The 19,485-nt window shown below is 73.5% G+C and carries 19 protein-coding genes and 2 pseudogenes; 16 read left to right on the forward strand and 5 right to left on the reverse strand.

Annotated elements, in window-relative coordinates; translation table 11 throughout:
* Positions 1-100 precede the first annotated feature (100 nt).
* Positions 101-664, forward strand: a complete 564-nt coding sequence (locus GEV43_RS24880) for a nitroreductase family protein (RefSeq protein ID WP_160822763.1) — start codon at positions 101-103, stop codon at positions 662-664.
* 54 nt (positions 665-718) lie between these two features.
* Here GEV43_RS24880 and GEV43_RS24885 read toward each other — a convergent pair whose 3' ends face one another.
* On the reverse strand, positions 719-2,161 hold the full coding sequence (locus tag GEV43_RS24885) for a serine/threonine-protein kinase (protein WP_160822764.1): 1,443 nt from the start codon (positions 2,159-2,161) through the stop codon (positions 719-721).
* A gap of 412 nt (positions 2,162-2,573) precedes the next feature.
* On the opposite strand from GEV43_RS24885, the gene GEV43_RS24890 reads away from it, so the two are divergent.
* Entirely contained in the window at positions 2,574-3,128 is a 555-nt protein-coding gene (locus GEV43_RS24890; protein ID WP_160822765.1) for a hypothetical protein, read from the forward strand.
* On the opposite strand, the pseudogene GEV43_RS24895 reads toward GEV43_RS24890, so the two are convergent.
* Positions 3,125-3,858: pseudogene (locus GEV43_RS24895) on the reverse strand (TioE family transcriptional regulator). The gene GEV43_RS24890 and the pseudogene GEV43_RS24895 overlap by 4 nt on opposite strands.
* A gap of 90 nt (positions 3,859-3,948) precedes the next feature.
* Between GEV43_RS24895 and GEV43_RS24900 the strand changes: the two are divergent.
* From GEV43_RS24900 to GEV43_RS50970, 3 genes are all read left to right on the forward strand, one after another.
* Entirely contained in the window at positions 3,949-5,118 is a 1,170-nt protein-coding gene (locus GEV43_RS24900; RefSeq protein WP_309239828.1) for an erythromycin esterase family protein, read from the forward strand.
* Between the two features lie 127 nt (positions 5,119-5,245).
* Positions 5,246-6,064, forward strand: coding sequence for an NAD(P)/FAD-dependent oxidoreductase (locus GEV43_RS24905; protein WP_241683031.1), 819 nt, complete (start codon positions 5,246-5,248; stop codon positions 6,062-6,064).
* On the forward strand, positions 6,001-6,372 hold the full coding sequence (locus tag GEV43_RS50970; protein WP_241683828.1) for an NAD(P)/FAD-dependent oxidoreductase: 372 nt from the start codon (positions 6,001-6,003) through the stop codon (positions 6,370-6,372). The genes GEV43_RS24905 and GEV43_RS50970 overlap by 64 nt, the downstream gene beginning before the upstream one ends.
* Positions 6,373-6,426: 54 nt before the next feature.
* Here the strand turns inward: GEV43_RS50970 and GEV43_RS24910 are convergent, their stop codons facing one another.
* Positions 6,427-7,059: an FMN-dependent NADH-azoreductase gene (locus tag GEV43_RS24910; RefSeq protein WP_160822766.1), complete on the reverse strand. Its 633-nt coding sequence runs from the start codon at positions 7,057-7,059 to the stop codon at positions 6,427-6,429.
* Positions 7,060-7,172: 113 nt separating this feature from the next.
* Here GEV43_RS24910 and GEV43_RS24915 point away from each other — a divergent pair, with 113 nt between their 5' ends.
* Positions 7,173-7,811 (forward strand): TetR/AcrR family transcriptional regulator, encoded by a 639-nt coding sequence (locus tag GEV43_RS24915; protein ID WP_164717211.1) that lies wholly within the window; start codon positions 7,173-7,175, stop codon positions 7,809-7,811.
* Between the two features lie 84 nt (positions 7,812-7,895).
* Here GEV43_RS24915 and GEV43_RS24920 read toward each other — a convergent pair whose 3' ends face one another.
* Both GEV43_RS24920 and GEV43_RS24925 read right to left on the reverse strand, forming a co-directional pair.
* Entirely contained in the window at positions 7,896-8,321 is a 426-nt protein-coding gene (locus GEV43_RS24920; RefSeq protein ID WP_206681502.1) for a VOC family protein, read from the reverse strand.
* Between the two features lie 55 nt (positions 8,322-8,376).
* The gene (locus GEV43_RS24925) at positions 8,377-9,726 is read right to left on the reverse strand and encodes a cytochrome P450 (protein ID WP_206681267.1); all 1,350 of its coding nucleotides are present in this window, start codon (positions 9,724-9,726) and stop codon (positions 8,377-8,379) included.
* Between the two features lie 269 nt (positions 9,727-9,995).
* Here GEV43_RS24925 and GEV43_RS24930 point away from each other — a divergent pair, with 269 nt between their 5' ends.
* The 10 genes and pseudogenes from GEV43_RS24930 (at position 9,996) to GEV43_RS24975 (ending at position 19,450) form a co-directional block, all read left to right on the forward strand.
* Positions 9,996-10,991 (forward strand): Gfo/Idh/MocA family oxidoreductase, encoded by a 996-nt coding sequence (locus tag GEV43_RS24930; protein ID WP_160822769.1) that lies wholly within the window; start codon positions 9,996-9,998, stop codon positions 10,989-10,991.
* Complete coding sequence (locus GEV43_RS55110; protein ID WP_160822770.1) at positions 10,988-11,971, forward strand: inorganic phosphate transporter; 984 nt, start codon at positions 10,988-10,990, stop codon at positions 11,969-11,971. The genes GEV43_RS24930 and GEV43_RS55110 overlap by 4 nt, the downstream gene beginning before the upstream one ends.
* Entirely contained in the window at positions 11,968-12,627 is a 660-nt protein-coding gene (locus GEV43_RS24940; protein ID WP_160822771.1) for a DUF47 family protein, read from the forward strand. Before GEV43_RS55110 ends, GEV43_RS24940 begins: the two co-directional genes overlap by 4 nt.
* A 150-nt stretch (positions 12,628-12,777) precedes the next feature.
* Positions 12,778-13,239 (forward strand): hypothetical protein, encoded by a 462-nt coding sequence (locus tag GEV43_RS24945; protein WP_160822772.1) that lies wholly within the window; start codon positions 12,778-12,780, stop codon positions 13,237-13,239.
* Entirely contained in the window at positions 13,236-13,889 is a 654-nt protein-coding gene (locus tag GEV43_RS24950; protein WP_160822773.1) for a substrate-binding domain-containing protein, read from the forward strand. Before GEV43_RS24945 ends, GEV43_RS24950 begins: the two co-directional genes overlap by 4 nt.
* A gap of 61 nt (positions 13,890-13,950) precedes the next feature.
* A complete protein-coding gene (locus tag GEV43_RS24955) occupies positions 13,951-15,774 on the forward strand; it encodes an iron ABC transporter permease (RefSeq protein WP_160822774.1) in 1,824 nt (607 codons plus the stop codon).
* Positions 15,775-15,776: 2 nt separating this feature from the next.
* Positions 15,777-16,910: an ABC transporter ATP-binding protein gene (locus GEV43_RS24960; RefSeq protein WP_160822775.1), complete on the forward strand. Its 1,134-nt coding sequence runs from the start codon at positions 15,777-15,779 to the stop codon at positions 16,908-16,910.
* Positions 16,907-17,746, forward strand: a complete 840-nt coding sequence (locus GEV43_RS24965) for an HAD family hydrolase (protein ID WP_309239829.1) — start codon at positions 16,907-16,909, stop codon at positions 17,744-17,746. The genes GEV43_RS24960 and GEV43_RS24965 overlap by 4 nt, the downstream gene beginning before the upstream one ends.
* Positions 17,743-18,603 (forward strand): inositol monophosphatase family protein, encoded by an 861-nt coding sequence (locus GEV43_RS24970; protein ID WP_160822776.1) that lies wholly within the window; start codon positions 17,743-17,745, stop codon positions 18,601-18,603. Before GEV43_RS24965 ends, GEV43_RS24970 begins: the two co-directional genes overlap by 4 nt.
* A pseudogene (locus GEV43_RS24975) lies at positions 18,600-19,450 on the forward strand (HAD-IIB family hydrolase). The gene GEV43_RS24970 and the pseudogene GEV43_RS24975 overlap by 4 nt, the downstream one beginning before the upstream one ends.
* Positions 19,451-19,485: the final 35 nt, after the last annotated feature.

The following is a 19,485-nucleotide window of genomic DNA, read 5'->3' on the forward strand; positions in this document are numbered from 1 at the left end:
GAGAACGCGCCGCCCGGCCCGTCCTCGTCGCGAGACCTCGTCCGTTCCCGCGCGGGTGGGATCATGGAACGCCACCGTGGCCGCGCCGCGGGTGCGCGGCATGAGGGGAGAGGGCTTGGAGCAGGCGGGCGGATCGTTGCAGGCGCAGGTGCGCTCACTGCGGGCCACGCGCTGGTTCGCGGACAGGCCGGTGTCGAGGGATCAGGTCATGGGGGTTCTCGAAGCCGCCCGCTGGACCGGCTCGGCCCGCAACCGGCAGCCGTGGCGCTTCACCGTCGTCACGGACCCGGATCTGCGGGCGAGGCTGAGTCGGCTCGGCGCCTACGCCGGGCATTTGGCCGCCGCTCCCGTGGTCATCCTCCTGGCCCTGGACGCCACGGCCGGAGGCGAGGACGCGGAGTTCGACGGCGGACGCGCCGCCCAGAACCTGATGCTCGCCGCGCACGGCCTCGGCCTCGGCACGTGTCCCGCCTCGTTCTTCCCAGCGTCCAACGCCGAGCAGGCCGGGCGCCTGGCCGGCGTCGAACCGCCGTGGAAGGTCCGCACCGCCATCTCGCTCGGCCACCCGGCGCCCGCGCCCAGCGGCAAGTCCGCGATCCCCTCAGGCCGCGTGCCGTTGAGCAGCCTGGTCCGCTGGATCGGCGACCCGCCCGACCAGCCCTGACGATCCGGTCGCGGTGGGCCGGGCGGACGGCTCACCGCCATCGCGGGTGCAGCGCTAGGGGCGCTGGGTGCTGATCTCGACCGTTGCCGGAGCGAGCCTGCGGAGAGTGGCGGAGAGCTGCGCGGAGTCCGCCGCGACGTACCTCCAGAGGAGGAGATCCCGCATGGGCGCGGCTCGGTTCGCGTCCATGACGGCTATTCGGCTGAGTCCCGGCTTCCGCGGGCTGACCTGGATGCTTCCGACCTTCGGCCACGCCATGGCGGTGGCGGTGTCCGACGACCGCATCATCATCCGGAGCGGCAGGCTGGCCCCGACCGCCACGCCGTCCGGGGTGACGGTCAGCCGCTTCGGCAACGCGAAGTCCACCATGCAGTAGCCGCACAGGGCGAAGAACGTCCCGGCCAACGCGATCAGCCACGGCTGGTCATCGGAGCCACCCAGCGCGACACCCCATCCCGCAACGCCCGCCGCGATGGCCAGCAGCCCGAGGAGAATGTAGGAGGCCACCGCCACGGGCGCCAGAAGCAGAGTGAAGCTTTCCTGCGTCCCTCGCACCCGCCGTTCCGCCTCGTTCTCGGCAACGGCGCCTTGCCGGTGGTCCGGGGGAGGCGGTGGCGGATCGCCTGCCGAGACCTCGGCGACCTCCTCCCGTTCAGAGATCATCGTGGTGATGTCCGAGGGGAGCCAGGCGGTCCCGGCGGGGGCGGCGAACCGGTCGAGGAGCTCGGCGACGGCCGGCCGTTCGGCGGGGTCCTTGGCCAGGCAGGCGGTGACCGGCTCGACGAGGTGTTCGGGCAGGCCCGCCAGGTCGGGCCGGTCGTGCACGATGCGGTAGAGGAGCGCGTCGGGAGGCCCTTCCCCGAACGGGCTGCGGCCGGCGACCGCGTACAGCAGCACCGAGGCCAGCGAGAACACGTCCCCGGCCGGGCCGACCTCGTCCCCGCGCGCCTGTTCGGGGGACATGAACGCCGGGGTCCCGAGCACCGCCCGGGACCGCGTGCAGGACGTGGCGTCCAGCGCGCGGGCGATGCCGAAGTCGATGACCCGCGGGCCGTCCGCGGCGATGATCACGTTGCCGGGCTTGAGGTCGCGGTGCACCAGGCCGCAGGCGTGGACGGCCGCGAGACCTTCGGCCAGACCGGCACCGAGCACGTCCACCGCGCCCGGCGGCAGCGGTCCGTGGGCCTGGACGGCCTGGTGCAGCGACGGGCCGCTGATGTAGGCGGTGGCCATCCACGGCGGGTCCGCGTCGGGATCGGCGTCGACCACCTGCGCGGTGTAGAAGCCGCCCACGCGGCGCGCGGCGGTGATCTCCCTGGCGAACCGCTGCCGGAAGCCCGCGTCGTCGGCCAGCTCCGGGCGCACCACCTTCACCGCGATCGGACGCCTGCCGCGGGACCGGCCCAGATACACCCGGCCCATCCCGCCGCCGCCCAGCCGCCCTTCCAGCGGGTACGGCCCCACCCGGCGCGGATCGCTCGCGCGCAGCGGCTCCATCCGGAACCCCCTCCCAGAAGAACAGCGTTGTCTGACTGATCGGATCATCTCAGGCATCGGCCGATCCATGAAGCGATTCCCGGAGTGAAGGTGTTCGGTGGAGCTCCGAGCGGACGTCGGCACGGCATCTCACACGTGTTTCCGGGTGTCTCACTCCTTTCCAGGTTTCTCGCTCCAACGGCTGAGTGCGCGGAGCAATGTGTGTCGCGACACGTTCGGGAGTGTGCTCCGCCTCGGACACACGCGGGGGACCGGTGAATTCCGCGGGGTAGCATCTCCGGCAGCGGGCCTGCGGCCTCGCGCACTCCTCGGCACTGGCGGTGCGGTGTGGGCACTATGCGCAGCGCCCTTCGACATGAAGGAGTGGACGGTTGTGACAAGCCAATCAGCCGCTACGCTCCGGTCGCGGTACGTGGAGCAGGCCGCGTCGGACCTGGAGGCGAACCGCCGTCGGCAGCGGGAGCTGGCCGAGAGCATCAAGCTGCTGGAGCAGGAGGAGGCACTCCTGGTCGACATCCTGGCTGTCGCCGCCCGGCACGAGGTTTCATCGGAGCCGCCGCTCCCGCCGGAAAAGACTCAGGACGAACCCGTCCTCACACCTTCCGAACCGGCCGCCGAGATCCCGATCGCCGACGTCCCAGCCGCTGCGACTCCGGAAAAGACCAGCCCCACGGCATCGGGCAAGGCGAAGGGCAAGCGGGCAGACAAGAAGCCGGCGAAATCCGGCGCGAAGGGAAACGCGAAGGGAAAGCCGCTTCAGCCTCCGCTCGGTGACGTTCTCTGCGACCTGCTCAGGGCGCACGACGAACCTCGTTACGCGAAGGAACTGCGCGACGAACTGCTGGAGAAGCACCCCGACCGGAACCCGACAGCGCAGGTCGTGCGGAACACGTTGGAGACGCTCGTCGCCAAGGGCCGCATCCAGCGCCACAAGCAGCAGCGGTCGGTGCTCTACACCATCGTCTAGGGACCGGACGAAGCCGTACCGGACGAAGCCGGGCCGTTCGGCTCGGCCTCAGGGGCGCGGGCGCAAAGGTACTCGTCCAGGTCGGCGGCGCCCTTGAGCATGGCGCGGCCCCGGGTGGACAGGCGGGCCCGCCAGTCGCGCAGGGTCGACTCCAGCGGGGCGACGCCCCGGCGGAACGGACCTGCGCGATCAGCGGGGCGATCTGCTCCAGCAGGTAGCCGCCCCGCCTGAGCTGGTGGGCCAGCCGGACGTCCCGCACGTCGGCCGCGCTGTAGACCCGGTAGCCCGTGAGCGGGTCGCGGCGCGGCCGGACGAGCCCGGCCTCCTCCCATTTGCGCAGGGTGGCGGGGCGGAGGCCGAGCCGTTCGGCCAAGGGCCCGATGAACGTGTCGCCGCGTTCCCGCGGGACGGGCGCCAGGTCGCGGAGCGTGGTCTCGACGGCCTGGAGGGTGCGGCGGTCGTCGAGGAGCCGGCCGTGGCTCTCGTCGATGAGCCGCAGCGCGTCCTCGGTGCCGCCCCGGTTGACCGCCTGCATGATCGCCGCTGCCGTCTGGTGGCCGTGCCCGGGCACGAGGGCGAGGAACGCGCGCAGGGCCTGCGCGTGCAGCGGCGTGTAGGTGCGGTAGCCGTGGACGGTCCGTTCGGCGGCGGGGAGGATCCCGGCGTCCTCGTAGTTCCTGACCGCCTGGGTGGACAGGCCGTGCTCGCGCGCCAGGTCCACCGGCCTCATGAGTGCCTCACTGATTGAAGGTCCATTGCGTTAGAGCGGGGATTATCGCCGGAAAGTTTACACTGAATGTTCAACGATACCGTTTAAGGCATGGACATCAGTGACATGGCCCGGCCGCTCGACGGCGCGGGGATCTCGGCGTTCCTGCGGTCGCTTCCCGCCCGGCCCCTGCTGCTCGGCCTGGGCGAGGCCAGGCACTTCGTCGGGGAACTGGGCGAGCTGCGCAACGAGGTCTTCAGGTATCTGGTCGAGCACGAGGGCTACCGGTCGTTCGCCATCGAGAGCGACTGCCTCAGGGGCCTCGTGGTGGACGACCACATCACGGCGGGCGCGGGCACGCTCGACGACGTCATGGAACGCGGCTTCAGCCACCGCTTCGGCACGGTGCCGGCCAACCGCGAACTCGTCCGCTGGATGCGCGCCTACAACGAGGAGCACGGCGAGAAGCTCCGGTTCTTCGGGTTCGACGGCCCTCTGGAGTACTGGGCGGAGAGCCCGCGCCAGGCGCTCATCGGGCTCTACGAGCTCCTCGACGGCCCGTTCACCGACGCCGTCGCGACCAGGGAGACCCTCGAAACGTTGCTGGGCCCGGACGACCGGTGGTCGGACGAGGCCACGGCCATGGACCCGTCGCGGTCGATGGGCCGGTCCGCCGACGCGAAGCGGCTGCGGCTGATCGCCGACGACCTGGTCGCGCTGCTCGACACGCAGGCGCCGCAACTCAGCCCGGCCGACAGGGAGCGCGCGGCGCTGTACGGGCGCACCGCCGTCGGACTGCTGCGCTACCACTACTGGCTGGCCGACGCGTCCCCGGCGCGGTGGACCCGGCTGTCGGCCCTGCGGGACGCGATGATGGCCGCCAACCTGCGAGCCGTCGCCGAGAACGGCCCGGCCCTGGTCTTCAGCCACAACCTCCACCTCCAGCGGAACAAGAGCGACATGTCGTTCGGCGAGCACGTGGTGGAGTGGTGGAGCGCGGGCGCGCTCACCGCGGCGCACCTGGGCGACCGGTACGCCTTCCTGGCCTCGGCCTTCGGGACGGCCGGCGGAGACGCCCCGCCCCGGACTCCGTCGAGGGCGTCCTGTCCACGCTCCCGTGGGACCGCTCCCTCATCGACGCCCGCCGCCTGGCCGGGACCCTCGCGGAGCCCACTCCGCGCGTCTCCCGCGACTTCGCCTACTTCCCGCTGGACCCGGCCCAGCTCAAGGAGATCGACGGCATCGTCTTCCTCAAGCAGGCCGTCGAGCTGGAGGAGGTGAGCTGATCCGCGCGGGTCGGGAACCCGCGCCGCCGCCGCCCGCCCCTCGTGCCGTACCACCGGCTTGACATGCCTGGAATGTCGTTCCACACTGGTATGGAACAACATTCCAGAGCTGAGGAGCCACCATGAACACCCACGTCACGATCATCGGCGCCGGACTCGGCGGCCTCGTCCTGGCCCGCGTCCTGCACGTCCACGGCATCCCGTCCACCGTCTACGAGGCGGAGGCGTCCCCGGCGGCGCGCGCGCAGGGCGGGATGCTCGACATCCACGAGGACAACGGCCAACCGGCCCTGGAGGCGGCGGGCCTGACGGACGGGTTCCGCGACCTCGTCCTGGAGGGCCGAGAGGCGACACGGATCCTCGCCCGGGACGGGACCGTCCTGTTCGACGACGACAGCGCGCGCGGACGCCCCGAGGTGCTGCGCGGCGAGCTGCGGCGGTTGCTGCTCGACTCGCTGCCCGCCGGAACCGTCCGGTGGGGGCACAAGGTCAGCGGCGTCCGCGCCCTCGGCGGCGGGCGCCACGAGGTGGGCTTCGCCGGCGGAGGCACGGTGGTCACGAGCCTGCTGGTCGGCGCGGACGGCGCGTGGTCACGCGTCCGTCCGCTGCTCTCCGACGCGGCGCCCGAGTACATCGGCCGGTCGTTCGTCGAGACCTACTTGTACGACGCCGACACCCGGCACCCGGCCGCCGCGAAGGCGGTCGGCGGCGGGTCGCTGTTCGCGCTCGCGCCGGGTAAGGGCATCCAGGCCCACAGGGAGAGCGGCGGGACGTTGCACACCTATGTGGCGCTGTCGGAGTCGCAGGACTGGTTCGCCGGCGTCGATTTCACCGACGCCGACGCGGCCGCCGTACGGATCGCGTCGGAGTTCGACGGCTGGGCGCCGGAGCTCACCGCGCTCATCACCGAGAGCGACACCGCGCCCGTCCTGCGCCCCTGAGCGCCCTGCCCATCGAGCACCGGTGGGATCGCGTTCCCGGGGTGACCCTCCTCGGCGACGCCGCCCACCTCGCGGCCCCGAACGGCGAGGGCGCCAACCTGGCCATGCTCGACGGCGCCGAACTCGGCAGGGCCATCGCCGCGCACCCGGACGACATCGAGACCGCGCTCGCCGAGTACGAGCGGGCCATGTTCCCCCGCAGCGCCGAAGCCGCCGCCGACGGCGCCGAACTCCACGAGATCCTCTTCGGCGACGGCACGCCCCGCACCCTGCTCGACATGTTCCAGGGGAACGGGCAGCCGCGATGAGCCCCCGGCGTGCGGCCACGGGCCCGTGGGGTCCCGCGGCCGCGGAGTCCGGGGCTACCTGGTGGCGAGGGCCTGGCCGACCTCGTGGGCCGTGTCGAGCGCCTCGCTGTGGAGCCGGGCGGCCAGATCGCGCAGCGGCTCCATCGCGGGGGTGGTGGCGGCGAGCGTGAGCTCCCGCTCGATGACGCTCAGGTCGGCCTGCCACATGTCGGCCAGCACCCGCCGCAGGTACGGGGTGGAGTGGTCCCAGCCCTCGCGCGGGGTGCCGGGCCCGTACCCGCCGCCGCGCACGGTGGCCAGCACGGTCGGGGTGTCCTTCAGGACCGGGGCGGCGGGCCCGGCCCCGGCGATCACCAGGTCCGCCCAGGTCTTGAAGTGCTGCGAGACGCCGAAGTTGTAGAGCGGCACCGCCAGCAGCACCGCGTCGGCGGCCTGGAGCTCCTCGGCCAGCGACGCGGCGAGGTCCAGCGCCTCCCGGTGCGCGGGGGTGCGGTCGGACTCGGGCGTGTACTGGCCGATCGTGGCCTGGGTCCACGCGTCGGCGGGCAGCGGGTCGGTGCCGAGGTGGCGGCGCACGACCGGCTCCCCGGGGTGGGCGGCGCTCCACCTGGCCTCCACGATGTCGGCGAGCTCGGCGCTGGCGGAGGTGCCGGGAAGGATGCTGGCGTCCAACCGGAACAGGCTCATGTCTTCTCCTCAGGCGGGGGCCGCGGCGCGGCCCGGTGGCGTCGGGCCCCACGGCCCGCACGAGCATAAGCGGACTTTACCCCGCTTATATTCCAGGCGGTAGGTTGAGGCGCGTGGAACCTTCCGTGCTGCCCTTCGGCCGGCCCCGCGGCGAGCGCGCCGACGCGGCGCGCAACCGCGAGCACCTGCTGCTGGTGGCGCGCGAGATGATCGCCGAGGACGGGGTGGAGAAGGTGACCATGGACGGTCTGGCCGAACGGGCCGGGCTGGGCAAGGGCACCGTGTTCCGCCGGTTCGGCACCCGCGCGGGGATCTTCGCCGCGCTGGTGGACGACGCCGAGCGCGCGCTCCAGGAATCGGTGATGGGCGGGCCGCCGCCGCTCGGCCCCGGCGCCGATCCGGTGCGGCGGATGATCGCCTACGGCCGCGCCCGGATCGCCTTCCTCCGCGACCACCACGCGGTCGTCCGCGCCTCCCTGGACCGCAACCGGCCGGTCTTCGCCGGGGTCGCTGGCATGTCCACGCTCCACATCGGCATGCTCCTGGAGCAGATCCGCCGGGAGGGGCGCGCGGACTTCACCGACATCGCCGCCCTGACCATCCAGCTCACCGCGGCCCTCGAAGGCCCGTTCCTGCTGTATCTGGGCGCGACCGCGTCCATGCCGGAGCACTCCCCGGACTTCGAGTCCGGCCCCTCTCTGGGCGACAGCTGGCAGGACCTCGTCGAACGCGTCTGCGCGCCCACCGCCTGACGAGCCCTGCCGTGCCCCGGCGCAAGTCGTTCCACAACGGCCCCCAGGCCACCCGGCTCGCCAGAACGCGACGGGCCGGTCGGCTCAGCCGATCTGTTCGGCCAGGGCGACGATGATGCCCGCGGGGCCGCGGAGGTAGCAGAGCCGGAAGACGTCCTCGTACCGCGCCACCTCGCCCAGGAGTTCGGCGCCGTGGGCGCGCAGGCGGGCGACGGTGTCGTCGATGTCGTCGACGGCGAACATGACGCGGTGCAGACCGAGCGTGTTGGGCGGCGGGTCGTGCGGCTCGGGGGCGGACGCCTCGGGCGCGCGGTACCGGGTCAGCTCCAGCTTGCCGTGGCCGTCCGGGGTCCGCATCATCGCGATCTCGCTCCGGACTCCGTCGAGCCCGACGGTGCGGTCCGCCCAGACGCCTTCGACCTGCGCCTCGCCCTCCAGCTCCATGCCGAGTTCGGTGAAGAACGCGACGGCCGCGCGCAGGTCGTCCACGACGATGGCGACATTGTCCATCCGCTGAATGGTCATGGCGTCGAGCATAGGGAACGCCGGCCGTCCGGCATCGGGGTCACGGTTCGCGCGGTGTGAGGTTCATGTGGATGTCGTCGGCGGCCCATAGGACGAAGCGTTCGACGGGGGTGACCGTCTGTCCGGGCGCCAATTCGAAACGGAACCGCTTCAGCAGGACGGCCAGTACGAGCTGGGCCTCGACCATCGCGAGGGCGGCGCCCTCACAGCTGCGCGGGCCGAGCCCGAAGGGAATGTAGGCGAGCCGGGGCCGTCCGGCCGACGCCTCCGGCGTGAACCGTTCGGGATCGAAAACGTGCGGGTCGGGCCAGTGATCGGGATTCAGATGCACGGCCCAGAACGGATAGAAGATGGTCGTGCCCGCCGGAACGCGGTACTCGCCGAGCATGAGGTCCTCGGTGGCCTCGCGCGCGCCGTACGGCCCCGGCGGGTAGAGGCGCATCGTCTCCCTGAGCACCATGTCGAGGTAGGTCAGCTTCTTGAGGTCGCCGTATCCGGGCGCGGGACGGTCGCCGAGTACGCGGTCCAGTTCGCCGGTGACGCGCTCGGCCGCCTCCGGGTGCCGGGCCAGCAGGTAGAGCGTCCAGGAGATCGCGACGCCGGTGGTGTGGTGGGCGGCCAGCATGGTCATCAGCACCGTGTCGCGGATCCGCGCCGTGGACTCGCCCGCGGCGGCCAGCGCCGCGATCAGGTCGCTGCGGTCGGCCCGTTCCGCGGCGCCCCGTTCGCGGTGCGCGGCGAGCACCCGGTCGACGCTCGCGCGCAGGTACGCCAGGGCCTCCTCGGCACGGGCCCGCCGCTCCCGCTCGGCGTCCGGCGTGTCCGCCCGCGTCAGGTACGCGGTGAGCACCTCCTCGAACGCGGACACGACCCGTCCGGCCGACTCCGGGGACTCCAAGCCGCTGCCGAGCGCGTACTCGCAGATCATGCGCAGCGACAGCGCGCTCAGGTCCTTCTGCAAGGCGACCGCGCCCTGGGCGGCGCGTTCGGCCCACTGCCCGGCCAGCTCGGTCGCCAGGGCGCTGAGCCGCGCGAAGTGCGCTTCGTGCGAGGGCCGTCCCGCCAGCACCGACAGCAGCACCCGGCGCCACGGACCGTGCTCGCCGGCCGGGAGCGTCTGGAGATTGCCCGACTCCTGGAGCGGCGCCAGGAACTCGAACAGCCTCTCCGGCCGCTTGTCGATCTTCGCTGTGGCCTCCAGCAGCACGGGGTCGGCGACCGACACCGCGACGTCCGCGCCGGGCAGCGGGAAGCGGACCACCGGCCCGTACTCGGCGTGCAGCCTCAGCTGGTAGTTGTGCAGCCCGCCGGCGGCCGCGACGGCGGCGGCGCCGTCGCCCTCCGCGGGCGGACCGGGGATCTGCGGTGGGGTGGTGCCGTCGCCTCGCACTGCGCTCTCCCGACGTCGATCCGGTGGTTCCGGGATGCCGCCATGCTTCCACGCTCCGGACCGGAGCGGGAGCCGATGGCCGGATGCGAGGTTGTGATGACCACACGTCTGTACGTCCATATGTAAGAACAAACTATTGACGGGGCATGGCGGCCGAGGCTACAACTGTGGTCCAAGCCACAGGCAGGTGGCCGGTCGGTGAACGGACGGTGTCCGGTACGGGACGCCGGGGGGACGCACCGCCCGTCGAAGGGCCAGGGAGGCACACCATGCTGGTCGGACTGTTGGGCGCGGGACGGATCGGGGCCTGGCACGCCAGGTTCCTGAGCGGGCACCCGCTCGTGCGCGAGCTCCTGATCGGCGACGCCGACCCGCGGCGGGCGGAGGCCCTGGCCGGGCCGCTCGGCGCCCGCGCCGCCGATCCCGAGGCGGTGCTCGCGGCGGGGCTGGACGCCGTGCTGATCGCGACGCCGACCGCCACCCACGCCGAGCTGCTGCTGCGGGCGGCCGAGGCCGGCGTCCCGGTCTTCTGCGAGAAGCCCGTCGCCGCGGACCTGGAGACGACCGGGCGGGTGCGCGAGCGGGCCGCGAAGACCGGGACGCCGGTGCACATCGGCTTCCAGCGCCGCTTCGACGCCGGCTACGCGGCGGCCCGGCTCGCGCTGCGGGACGGGCGGCTCGGCGACCTGCACCGCGTGCACCTGGTCACGGCGGACCCGGCTCCGCCCGGCGCGGAGTACGTCCGCTCGTCCGGCGGCATCTTCCGGGACTGCCACATCCACGACTTCGACATCCTGCGCTGGGTCACCGGCCGCGAGGTCGAGTCGGTCACCGCGGTGGGCGCCAACCGGGGCGACGGCTACTTCGCGGCCTCGGGGGACGTGGACACCAGCGCCGCGGTCATGGTCCTGGACGACGGCACCGTCGCCACGATGCAGGGCTCCCGCTACAACGGCGCCGGATACGACGTCCGGATGGAGCTGGCGGGCACGGCGGAGACGTGGGTGGTCGGGCTGGACGAGCGCGCGGCGCTCCGTTCGGCCGAACCCGGCGTCGACTGGCCCTCCGGGGACGCCTGGGCGAACTTCTGGGAGCGGTTCGAGCCCGCCTACGCGAGCGAGATTGGAACGTTCCTAGACGTGGCGCGGGGACGTGCCGACAGCCCCTGCACGGTGGACGAGGCGTTCGAGGCGCTGCTCGTCGCGGAGGCGGCCGCGCTCTCGCTGCGGGAGGACCGGCGGGTCCGGCTCGCGGAGTTGCGGTGATCTGGGCGGCGGCGTTCGCGGCGGTCGCGGTGGCGTTCGTGTGGGTCACCGGGGTCAACGACGGGGCCGCGCTGCTCGGCCTCGGCGGGCGCTACCCGCGCTCGCCGGCGCCGCTGCTGGTGCTGCTCGCGGTGGCGCCGCTCGTGCTGGTGCCGGCGCTGGCCGGGACCGCGGTCGCGCGCACGTTCACCGAACGGCTCGCCGACCTCGGCGAGCCGCGGGGCGCCCAGGCGTTCCTGGCCGGCGCGGCCGTGGCGCTCGTCGTGGTCGGCGGCCTGTCCAGGAAGGGCCTGCCGACGAGCCTGACGCTCGCGGTGCTCGGCGGCATCGGCGGCGCGTGCCTCGGCCTCGGCCTGCCGGTGTCGTGGGGCCCGCTCGGCGCCGTCCTGCTCGTCGGGGCGGCGGCGCCGCTGGTGGGCACCGCCGCCGGGTACGGGATCGGGCTGGCCGCGCGGCGCGTCCCCATGTTCGCGGGGATGCCGCGGGCGGTGCGCACGGCGCACGTGGTCGCCTACGGCGCGCAGTGCGCGGCCTACGCCGCCAACGACGGCCAGAAGATGTTCGCGGTCGCCGGCGTGGCGCGCCAGGTGGTGGCGGCGCGGCGGCCCGGCGCGGTGGGACCGCTCCAGCCCACGCCCCTCCTGCTCGTCCTCGTCGCGGTCGTGTTCTGCGCCGGGGCGCTCAGCGCGGTGCACCGCGTCGGGGACCGGCTCGGCCGCCGGCTGGTGCTGGCGAGGCCGCTGCACGTGGTCTCGACGGAGGCGGCCGCCGCGGCGTCGGTGACGGTCAGCTCGTTCGCCGGGGCCCCGGTGAGCATGACGCAGTCGGTGACCGGCGGGGTGGTCGGCGTCGCGGCGAGCGAGGGCGCGTGCCGGGTGCGCTGGGAGAACGTGCTCGGGATCGGGACGGCGTGGCTGCTGACGCTGCCGCTGTCGTTCGCGGGCGGCGCGCTGTGCGCGGCGGCGATGAGGGCGCTGTGAACGGCGCGGCGCGCACCGGCCACCGGTTCCGGCTCGTCTGGGACGACCTGCGCGGCCGGTCGGGCCACCGGGTCGTCGACCAGGTCGCGCGGCAGATCCGCGCGGTGCGGGACGGCGCCGAGCTGGCCCGGGAGATGGCCGCGGGACGGACGGCGCCCGCCTCGGCCCGCGCCCGGATGGCGGTGATCGAGCACGCGGGCGACGCCGAGCGCGCCGGGCTGGCCGCGATGCTGCGGGACGTCCTGGTCACGCCCATCGACCGGGAGGACCTCTACCGGCTGTCCCGCTCGGTGGACGACGTGCTGGACAACCTGCGCGACTTCGTCCGCGAGGCCGACCTGTTCGGGCCGCCGGAGTTCGGCTTCGCGCTGGCCCCGCTGGAGTCGGTGCTGGACGGGCTGGACGCGCTCGAAGCCGCCGTCCGCAAGGTGCTCGACGATCCCGCCGCGGTCACCGTCGCGGCGCTCAGGGCGCGCAAGGCGCGCAACCGGGTCCGGGAGACCGAGCAGGCCGCGCTGGCCGACCTGTTCTCCGGGCCGTTCGACGTCGACGTGCTCCGCCGCCGGGAACTGCTCGGCCGGCTCGACGCGGTGGGGAGGCGCCTCGGCGAGGCGGCCGACGCGCTGTCGGACGCGATGCTCAAACGCAGTCACTGACCGGCCGGAACGAGGAGAGCCGCGGGCGCCGGGGGACCGCGGAGGCACAACGAGGAGATGACCCATCATGATCAGCTCGAATCTCGCCGGACCCCGGGCGCGCGTCGCCGCGGCCGTCGCGGCGGTGCTGGCCGCCGCGGGACTCGGCGCGTGCGCGCCGTCGAGCGGCGGGCAGGCCGGGGAGGAGGCGACCCCCTGCCCTCGGCGACCGTCCAGGACGCGGCGTCCTTCGATCTGGGCGCGCTCGTCGCCGCTGCCAAGAAGGAGGGCAGCGTGCTCGCCTACGACGGCAGCGGGGACGTCAAGGACGTCGCCGCCGCGTTCACCAAGAAGTACGGGATCAAGGCCGAGGGAATGAAGTCCAAGGCCGCCGACACCGCAGAGAAGATGACCCGCGAGGCGCAGGCCAAGAACGTCACGATCGACGTGAGCCTGTTCGAGGACGGGCCGATGCTCGTCGGCCAGCTCCTCCCGCAGAAGATCGTCCAGACCTGGATCCCGCCGGACCTCGCCGCGCACATCGACGAGGCCGACCGCAACCCGCTCATGATGCTGGAGAAGGCGTACGTCTTCGTCTACAACCCCAGGCTCAACCCGCGGGGTGCCCGGTGAGGAACCTGTGGGAGCTCACCGAGCCCCGGTGGAAGGGCAAGGTGATGTTCCAGGACCCGCTGGGCAAGGAGGTCTTCACCCAGTGGTTCACGCAGATGTCGGAGCAGGGCGGCGACAGGCTGACCGCGGCGTACGGGAAGCTCGGCAAGGGCGCGCTCAAGGTCGGTGAGGACGACCCCGCGCGCGAGTGGGTGAAGCGGCTCGCGAAGAACGCCCCGGTCCTCACCACCGAGGACGAGGACGTCGCCACCGGCGTCGCCGCGCCCAACCAGACCGACACCCGGATCGGGCTCATGTCGATCGCCAAGTTCCGGGACGTGGAGGAGAAGGGCTTCCACATGAAGGTCTGCGAGGGCCTGGACCCCTGGGCCGGCTTCTCCTATCCGAAGTTCGCCACGGTCGCGACCGGGTCCGAGCACCCGAACGCCGCGAAGCTGTTCGTCCACTTCGTGCTGGAGAAGCAGGGCTTCGAGCTGGAGTCCGGCAGCGGCGGGGTGTCCGGCAACAAGTCCGTCGGCAAGAGCCCCAACAACCCTCCGGGCCTGACCGACTGGGACGGCCAGCTCTTCCGCTTCTCCTCGGCCAAGCTGCGCGCCGACTTCGCCGCGCGCCAGGACATCAAGGACTTCTGGCGCATCAACCACCGCTGACCACCCCTCCGGCGGGGCGCTCCGGCGCCCCGCCGGGCCCCTCACCCCGGAGGAACCCCCCATGGCGGTCGCCGCCTCCGCACGGCCGGCGTCACGCGGCCGGCGCGCGCTCTACCGGGCCCGCGTGCTCCTGCGCGATCCCACCGTCCTGCTCGGCATCCTCATGTGCCTGGTCCTGCTCTACCTCGTCATCGCCCCGCTGATCTCGGTGATCTCGGACGCCGGCCGCGTCCAGTACGGGGACGAGGCGCGCTCCGGGCAGCGGACCGGCTCGTGGACGAGCTACTACCTGTGGCGGGTGTTCCGCTCGCCCGTCAGCCACCTGCTGTTCTGGGAACCGCTGTGGCACACCGCCCTCGTCGCGGCCGGGGTCGTCGCGTTCGCCCTCGCGGTCGGCGGCTCCATGGCCTGGCTGGTGACGCGCACGAACGTGCCGGGCCGCAGGTTCCTGGCGTCCGCGCTGGTCGTCCCGTACATGCTGCCGTCCTGGACGTTCGCCCTCGCCTGGCTGGCGCTGTTCAAGAACGACCGGTCGGGCGGGCAGGTCGGCTACCTCCAGGGCGCCGGGATCCGCACCCCGGACTGGCTGGCGTACGGGCCGCTGCCGATCGTCGTGACGCTCGGCCTGCACTACTACCCGTTCGTCCTGCTGCTGTTCGGCAACGCCCTGCGCCGCATCGACTCGCAGCTGGAGGACTCCGCGCGCATCCTCGGCGCGGGCGGGCGGACGGTGCTGCGCCGCGTCACGCTGCCGCTGATGATGCCCGCGCTGTCCTCGGCGGTGCTGCTGGTCCTCGGCCGCGTGCTCGGCACGTTCGGGACGCCCTACATCCTCGGGCTGCCGAGCGACTACAACGTGCTGTCCACCAGCCTCTACCGCGCCATCCGCGACCGCAGCACCGGCGTCGCCTCGACCCTCGCCGGCGTCATCGTCCTGGTCGGCGTGCTGGTCGTCCTCATCGACACCCGCCTGGTCCGTGAGCAGCGCCGGTTCGTGACCGTCGGCGGCAAGGGCGCGATGGACCGGCGCGGCGACCTGCGGCGCTGGCGGTGGCCCGCCTGCGCCCTGGCCATGGCCGTCTTCGCCGCGAGCGTCGTCGCGCCCGTCGCCACGCTGCTGCTGTCGACCGTCACCAAGACGCCCGGCGTCTTCAGCTTCGACAACTTCACGCTCAAGTACTGGTTCGGCTCGCACATCCCCGGCGCCGTCGGCTTCCCGCACGGGGTGCTGCGCGGCGGCGAACTCTGGGAGGCCGCGTGGAACAGCCTGCGGATCGTCGGCCTCGCGTCGCTGGTCTGCGGCCTGCTCGGCCTGCTGATCGGGTACGTGGTGGTGCGCGGCGACGGCACCCGGGTCTCGATGTTCCTGCGGCAGGTGTCGTTCCTGCCCTACCTCGTCCCGGGGATCGCGTTCGCCGCCGCCTGCCTGTCGCTGTTCGCCGTGCGGCGCGGACCCGTGCCCGCCCTGTACGGCACGGTCACGCTGCTCGTCCTGGTGCTGGTGATCACGCACCTGCCGTACTCGTCCCGGTCCGGCATCTCGGCCATGATGCAGCTCGGCCGGGAACCGGAGGAGGCCGCGCAGATCAGCGGCGCGCGGTGGCCGGTCCGGATGCTGCGGATCATCATTCCGATCCAGCGCGGCGCGCTGGTCACCGGCGTGGTGCTGCCCTTCGTATCCGGGCTGAAGGAGCTCAGCATCGTGATCATGCTGACGACCTCGGGCACCCAGCTGCTGACCACGCTGTCGATCGGGCTCGTCGACTACGGCTACACCCAGCTCGCCAACGGCGTCGTGCTCGTCATCGCACTGCTCTCGTTCACCATGACCTACCTGGCCCAGCGGCTCACCCGGAGCAGCCTGGCCTCGGGCATCGGAGGTTGACCATGCCGGCCATCACGCTCAGCGGAGTGGTCAAGAACTACGCCGGCGGGCACGCGGCGGTGAAGGACCTCGACCTGACCGTCCCGGACGGGTCGTTCACCTGCCTGCTCGGCCCGTCGGGATGCGGCAAGACCACCACCCTGCGGATGATCGCCGGGCTGGAGCAGCCGACCCGCGGCGAGATCACCGTCGGGGACCGCGTGCTCGACTCGGTGGAACGGGGCGTCTACGTCCCGCCGGAGAAGCGCGCCATGGGGCTCGTGTTCCAGAACTACGCGCTCTGGCCGCACCTCACCGTCCGGGGCAACACCGAGTTCGGGCTGCGGATGCGCAAAGTCCCGGCGGCCGAGCGCGCGGCCCGCGCGAAGGAGGCGCTGGAGAAGGTGCACGTCGCCGACTGCATGGACCGCTACCCGTCCCAGCTCTCCGGGGGCCAGCAGCAGCGCGTCGCGCTCGCGCGCATGCTGGCCGTGGACCCCGACGTGCTGCTGCTGGACGAGCCGCTGTCGAACCTGGACGCCCGGCTGCGGCTGGAGATGCGCGCCGAGCTGAAGCGCATCCACGAGGAGACGGGGGCGACGATCGTGTTCGTCACCCACGACCAGATGGAGGCGATGACGATGGCGACCCACATCGCGGTCATGTCCGGCGGCGAGCTCCAGCAGGTGGCGCCGCCCATGGAGATGTACGCGCGGCCGGCGAACCGGTTCGTGGCCGAGTTCGTCGGCAGCCCGCCGATGAACATCGTCCCGGCCGCCGGCCCCGAGCCCGGCGGCCTCGCGGGCTCGCTGCTGCGCTTCGCCGGGAAGCGCGGGGACATGGGAGCGCCGGGCTGCGCGGGGGTGCGGCCCGAGGCGCTCAGGCTGGCGCGGGAGGCGGGCGCGGTGCCGGACGCCGCCTGGTCGGAGGACGCCGTCGTCGAGACCGTCCTGCCGACCGGCGCGAGCTGGACGGTCGAGCTGCGCGTCCTCGGCACCAGGATGTTCGCCATCACGCACGACGACCCCGAGGCGGGCCCCGGCGACACGCTGCGCTGCTGGACCCGGCCCGAGAACCTGCACCTGTTCGCGGAGGACGGCACCCGTACGACGGCCTGGGACGAGAGCGTCGCTCCGGTCAGCGGGGCGGCCTCGTGAACGCCGCGCCCCCCGGCTCGTCCCCTGGCCCGTCCGGGTCGCGCGTGGTGTCGGGCCGGACGCTCCGCAGGCCGCGGGCGCTGCTGCTCGACTTCGGCGGCGTGCTGGTCGAGACGTCCGCCCGGCCGGGATGGCCGGCCGCGCTCGCCAAGGAGGTGCACGCGCTGCTCGTCCGCGCGGGCTGCCGGGAGCTGGACGCCGCCGCGGTCGAGACCGACATCAAGGCGGGCGCGGCGGCCGACAAGTGCTGGAAGGACGCGATGTCGCGACCGTACGCTCCGCCGGAGATGACGCACGCCGGCTTCTGGTGCGACTACGTCGCCGCCGACTGGCCCGCACCGGCGCGCGAGCTCGTCCGCGCGCACGCCTCCCCGCTCTGCAAGCGGATGGGGGAGCTGAGGCAGGACCGCCGCGTCCGCCCGGGGATCCCCGAGCTACTCGACGGCGCCGCGGCCCTGGGCGTCCCGTGCGGGGTGGTCAGCAACGCCCTGTCCGGCGCGGTCCACCGCGACCACACCGAGGCGACGGGCCTCGCCGGGAAGCTGGCGGTGGAGGTCTACAGCGACGAGGCGGGCGTCCGCAAACCCAACCCCGAGATGGTGTGGATCGCCACCCGCGCCCTCGGCGTCCGCCCCGAGGACGCCTGGTACGTCGGCGACAACTTCGACCGCGACGTGGTGTGCGGGCACCGCGCCGGGGTCGGGGGGAACGTGCTGATGGTCGCCAAGGGCACCTACGACGTCCCGTACGAGGTCCGCTACCGGCCCGACGCCGTCGTGGACGACGGGCACGGACTGCTGGCCCTGCTCACCGAAGCGGTCGAAGGAGACCAATGAACACCGACGGAATCGACGTACCCGCCTCGCGGGAACTGGCCCGGATCGCCGAGGTCGCCGCGCGCGCCACCGCCGACCGGCTGCGCGGCGCGTTCCGGTCCCGGCCGGAGGTGCTCCACAAGCGCGACTTCCACGACCCGGTCACCGAGCACGACCGCGCCGCGGAGGAGACGATCCGCGAGGTGCTCGAACGGCACTGGCCGGGCGGCGCGGTGGTCGGGGAGGAGGGCGGCGCGGACGGCGCGGGCGGCGTGGACGACCGGGACGGCGGCGTGCGCTGGTACGTCGATCCCATCGACGGGACGGCCAACTTCGCGGCGGGCCTGCCGTTCTTCTGCACGTCCATCGGGGCCGTGGCGGACGGCCGGGTCGTCGCCGGGGTGGTCTACGACCCGGTGCGCGACGACCTGTTCTCCGCCTCGCTCGGCGGGGCCGAGTGCAACGGCGAGCCGCTCCGCAGCGCGGGCGCGGAGCGGGACCGCGGCGCGGTCCTCCTCACCGGCTTCCCGAACGCGCGCGACCTGCGCCGCGACGGCGAGGCGGCGCTGGAACGGTACGGGGCGCTCGTGGAGTCGTTCGCCACGCTGCGGCGTCCGGGCAGCGCCGCGCTGTGCCTGGCGCACGTCGCGGCGGGCTGGGCGGACGCGGCGTACGGCACGTCCGTCAACGCCTGGGACGTCGCCGCGGCGCTGCTGCTGGTCCGGCAGGCGGGCGGGACCTACCTGCCGCTCGGCGGCGCGCCGGGCGGGAACGAGTGGGACGCCCCCGGCTACGTGGCGTGCGTCGGCGGGTTCGACCTGGCCGGCTCCGCGCTGGCCGGGGTCGCGGGCCTCGCTCCGGCGGGGGACCCGACGTGAACGACGCGCCCACCCGGAAGGTCGACTGGATCGTCACCGACCTGGACGGCACCCTCGTCGGCCGCGACCTGCGGATCGTCGGGCCGAACCTGGCGGCGCTGCGCCGGTTCGCGGACGCGGGCGGCGACGTGGTGGTCGCGACCGGACGCGGCGAGGAGTCGGCGCGCCCGTACTACGAGCGGCTCGGCCTGCGGAACCCGGCGATCCTCTACAACGGCGCCCGCGTGGTCGACCTGAGCAGCGGCGCGGTGCTGTACCGGCGGTGCCTGAGCGCCGCCGTCTGGGCGAACCTCGTGATGCTGTTCGAGGAACTGCCCGCGGGGGTGTGGCCGGTCGCCTTCAGCGGAGGCCGCGCGCACGTGCGTTCGGAGACCGCCGCGCTGCGCGCGTACGCGCACCGCGACGGCATCGGCCTGCACCGGGTCGGCTCGTGGGCCGAGCTGCCGTTCGACGAGGTCGTCAAGACCATGCTGATCTGCGAACGGCCCGGCCTCGTCGACGACGCCGCCGCCCTCCTGCGCGAGGTCGCGTCGGGCCCGGACGGCGCGCCGGCGGGCCCGGGCGCCGGGGCCACCCTGGTCCGTTCGGAGAGCACCTACCTGGAGGTGCTGCCCGCGGGCGCGACCAAGGGGCGGCGCTCCGCGAGCTGGCCGCGGCGCGCGGGGTGCCCCTGCACCGCGTCGCGGCGATCGGCGACAACCCGAACGACCTGGACATGATCGAGACGGCCGGGCTCGGCGCGGCCGTCGGCGACGGCGACCCGGCGGTACGGGCCGCCGCCGACATCGTCGTCGCGGACTGCGCGGACGGCGCGGTCGCGGACCTGGTCGACCGCGTCATGCCGTGACCCTCCGGGCCGCCTCCCGCGCGCCTCCCGCGCCC

This window comes from Actinomadura sp. J1-007, assembly GCF_009793335.1.
Lineage (GTDB): Bacteria > Actinomycetota > Actinomycetes > Streptosporangiales > Streptosporangiaceae > Spirillospora > Spirillospora yumaensis.

Excerpts from the sequence above, each read along its gene's own strand:
- GEV43_RS24960 (WP_160822775.1), top strand. The coding sequence starts at position 15,777 with ATGCCGGCCATCACGCTCAGCGGAGTGGTCAAGAACTACGCCGGCGGG.
- GEV43_RS24880 (WP_160822763.1), top strand. The coding sequence starts at position 101 with ATGAGGGGAGAGGGCTTGGAGCAGGCGGGCGGATCGTTGCAGGCGCAG.
- GEV43_RS24970 (WP_160822776.1), top strand. The coding sequence starts at position 17,743 with ATGAACACCGACGGAATCGACGTACCCGCCTCGCGGGAACTGGCCCGG.
- GEV43_RS24905 (WP_241683031.1), top strand. The coding sequence starts at position 5,246 with ATGAACACCCACGTCACGATCATCGGCGCCGGACTCGGCGGCCTCGTC.
- GEV43_RS24920 (WP_206681502.1), bottom strand. The coding sequence starts at position 8,321 with ATGGACAATGTCGCCATCGTCGTGGACGACCTGCGCGCGGCCGTCGCG.
- GEV43_RS24955 (WP_160822774.1), top strand. The coding sequence starts at position 13,951 with ATGGCGGTCGCCGCCTCCGCACGGCCGGCGTCACGCGGCCGGCGCGCG.
- GEV43_RS24885 (WP_160822764.1), bottom strand. The coding sequence starts at position 2,161 with ATGGAGCCGCTGCGCGCGAGCGATCCGCGCCGGGTGGGGCCGTACCCG.
- GEV43_RS24910 (WP_160822766.1), bottom strand. The coding sequence starts at position 7,059 with ATGAGCCTGTTCCGGTTGGACGCCAGCATCCTTCCCGGCACCTCCGCC.
- GEV43_RS24930 (WP_160822769.1), top strand. The coding sequence starts at position 9,996 with ATGCTGGTCGGACTGTTGGGCGCGGGACGGATCGGGGCCTGGCACGCC.
- GEV43_RS24900 (WP_309239828.1), top strand. The coding sequence starts at position 3,949 with ATGGACATCAGTGACATGGCCCGGCCGCTCGACGGCGCGGGGATCTCG.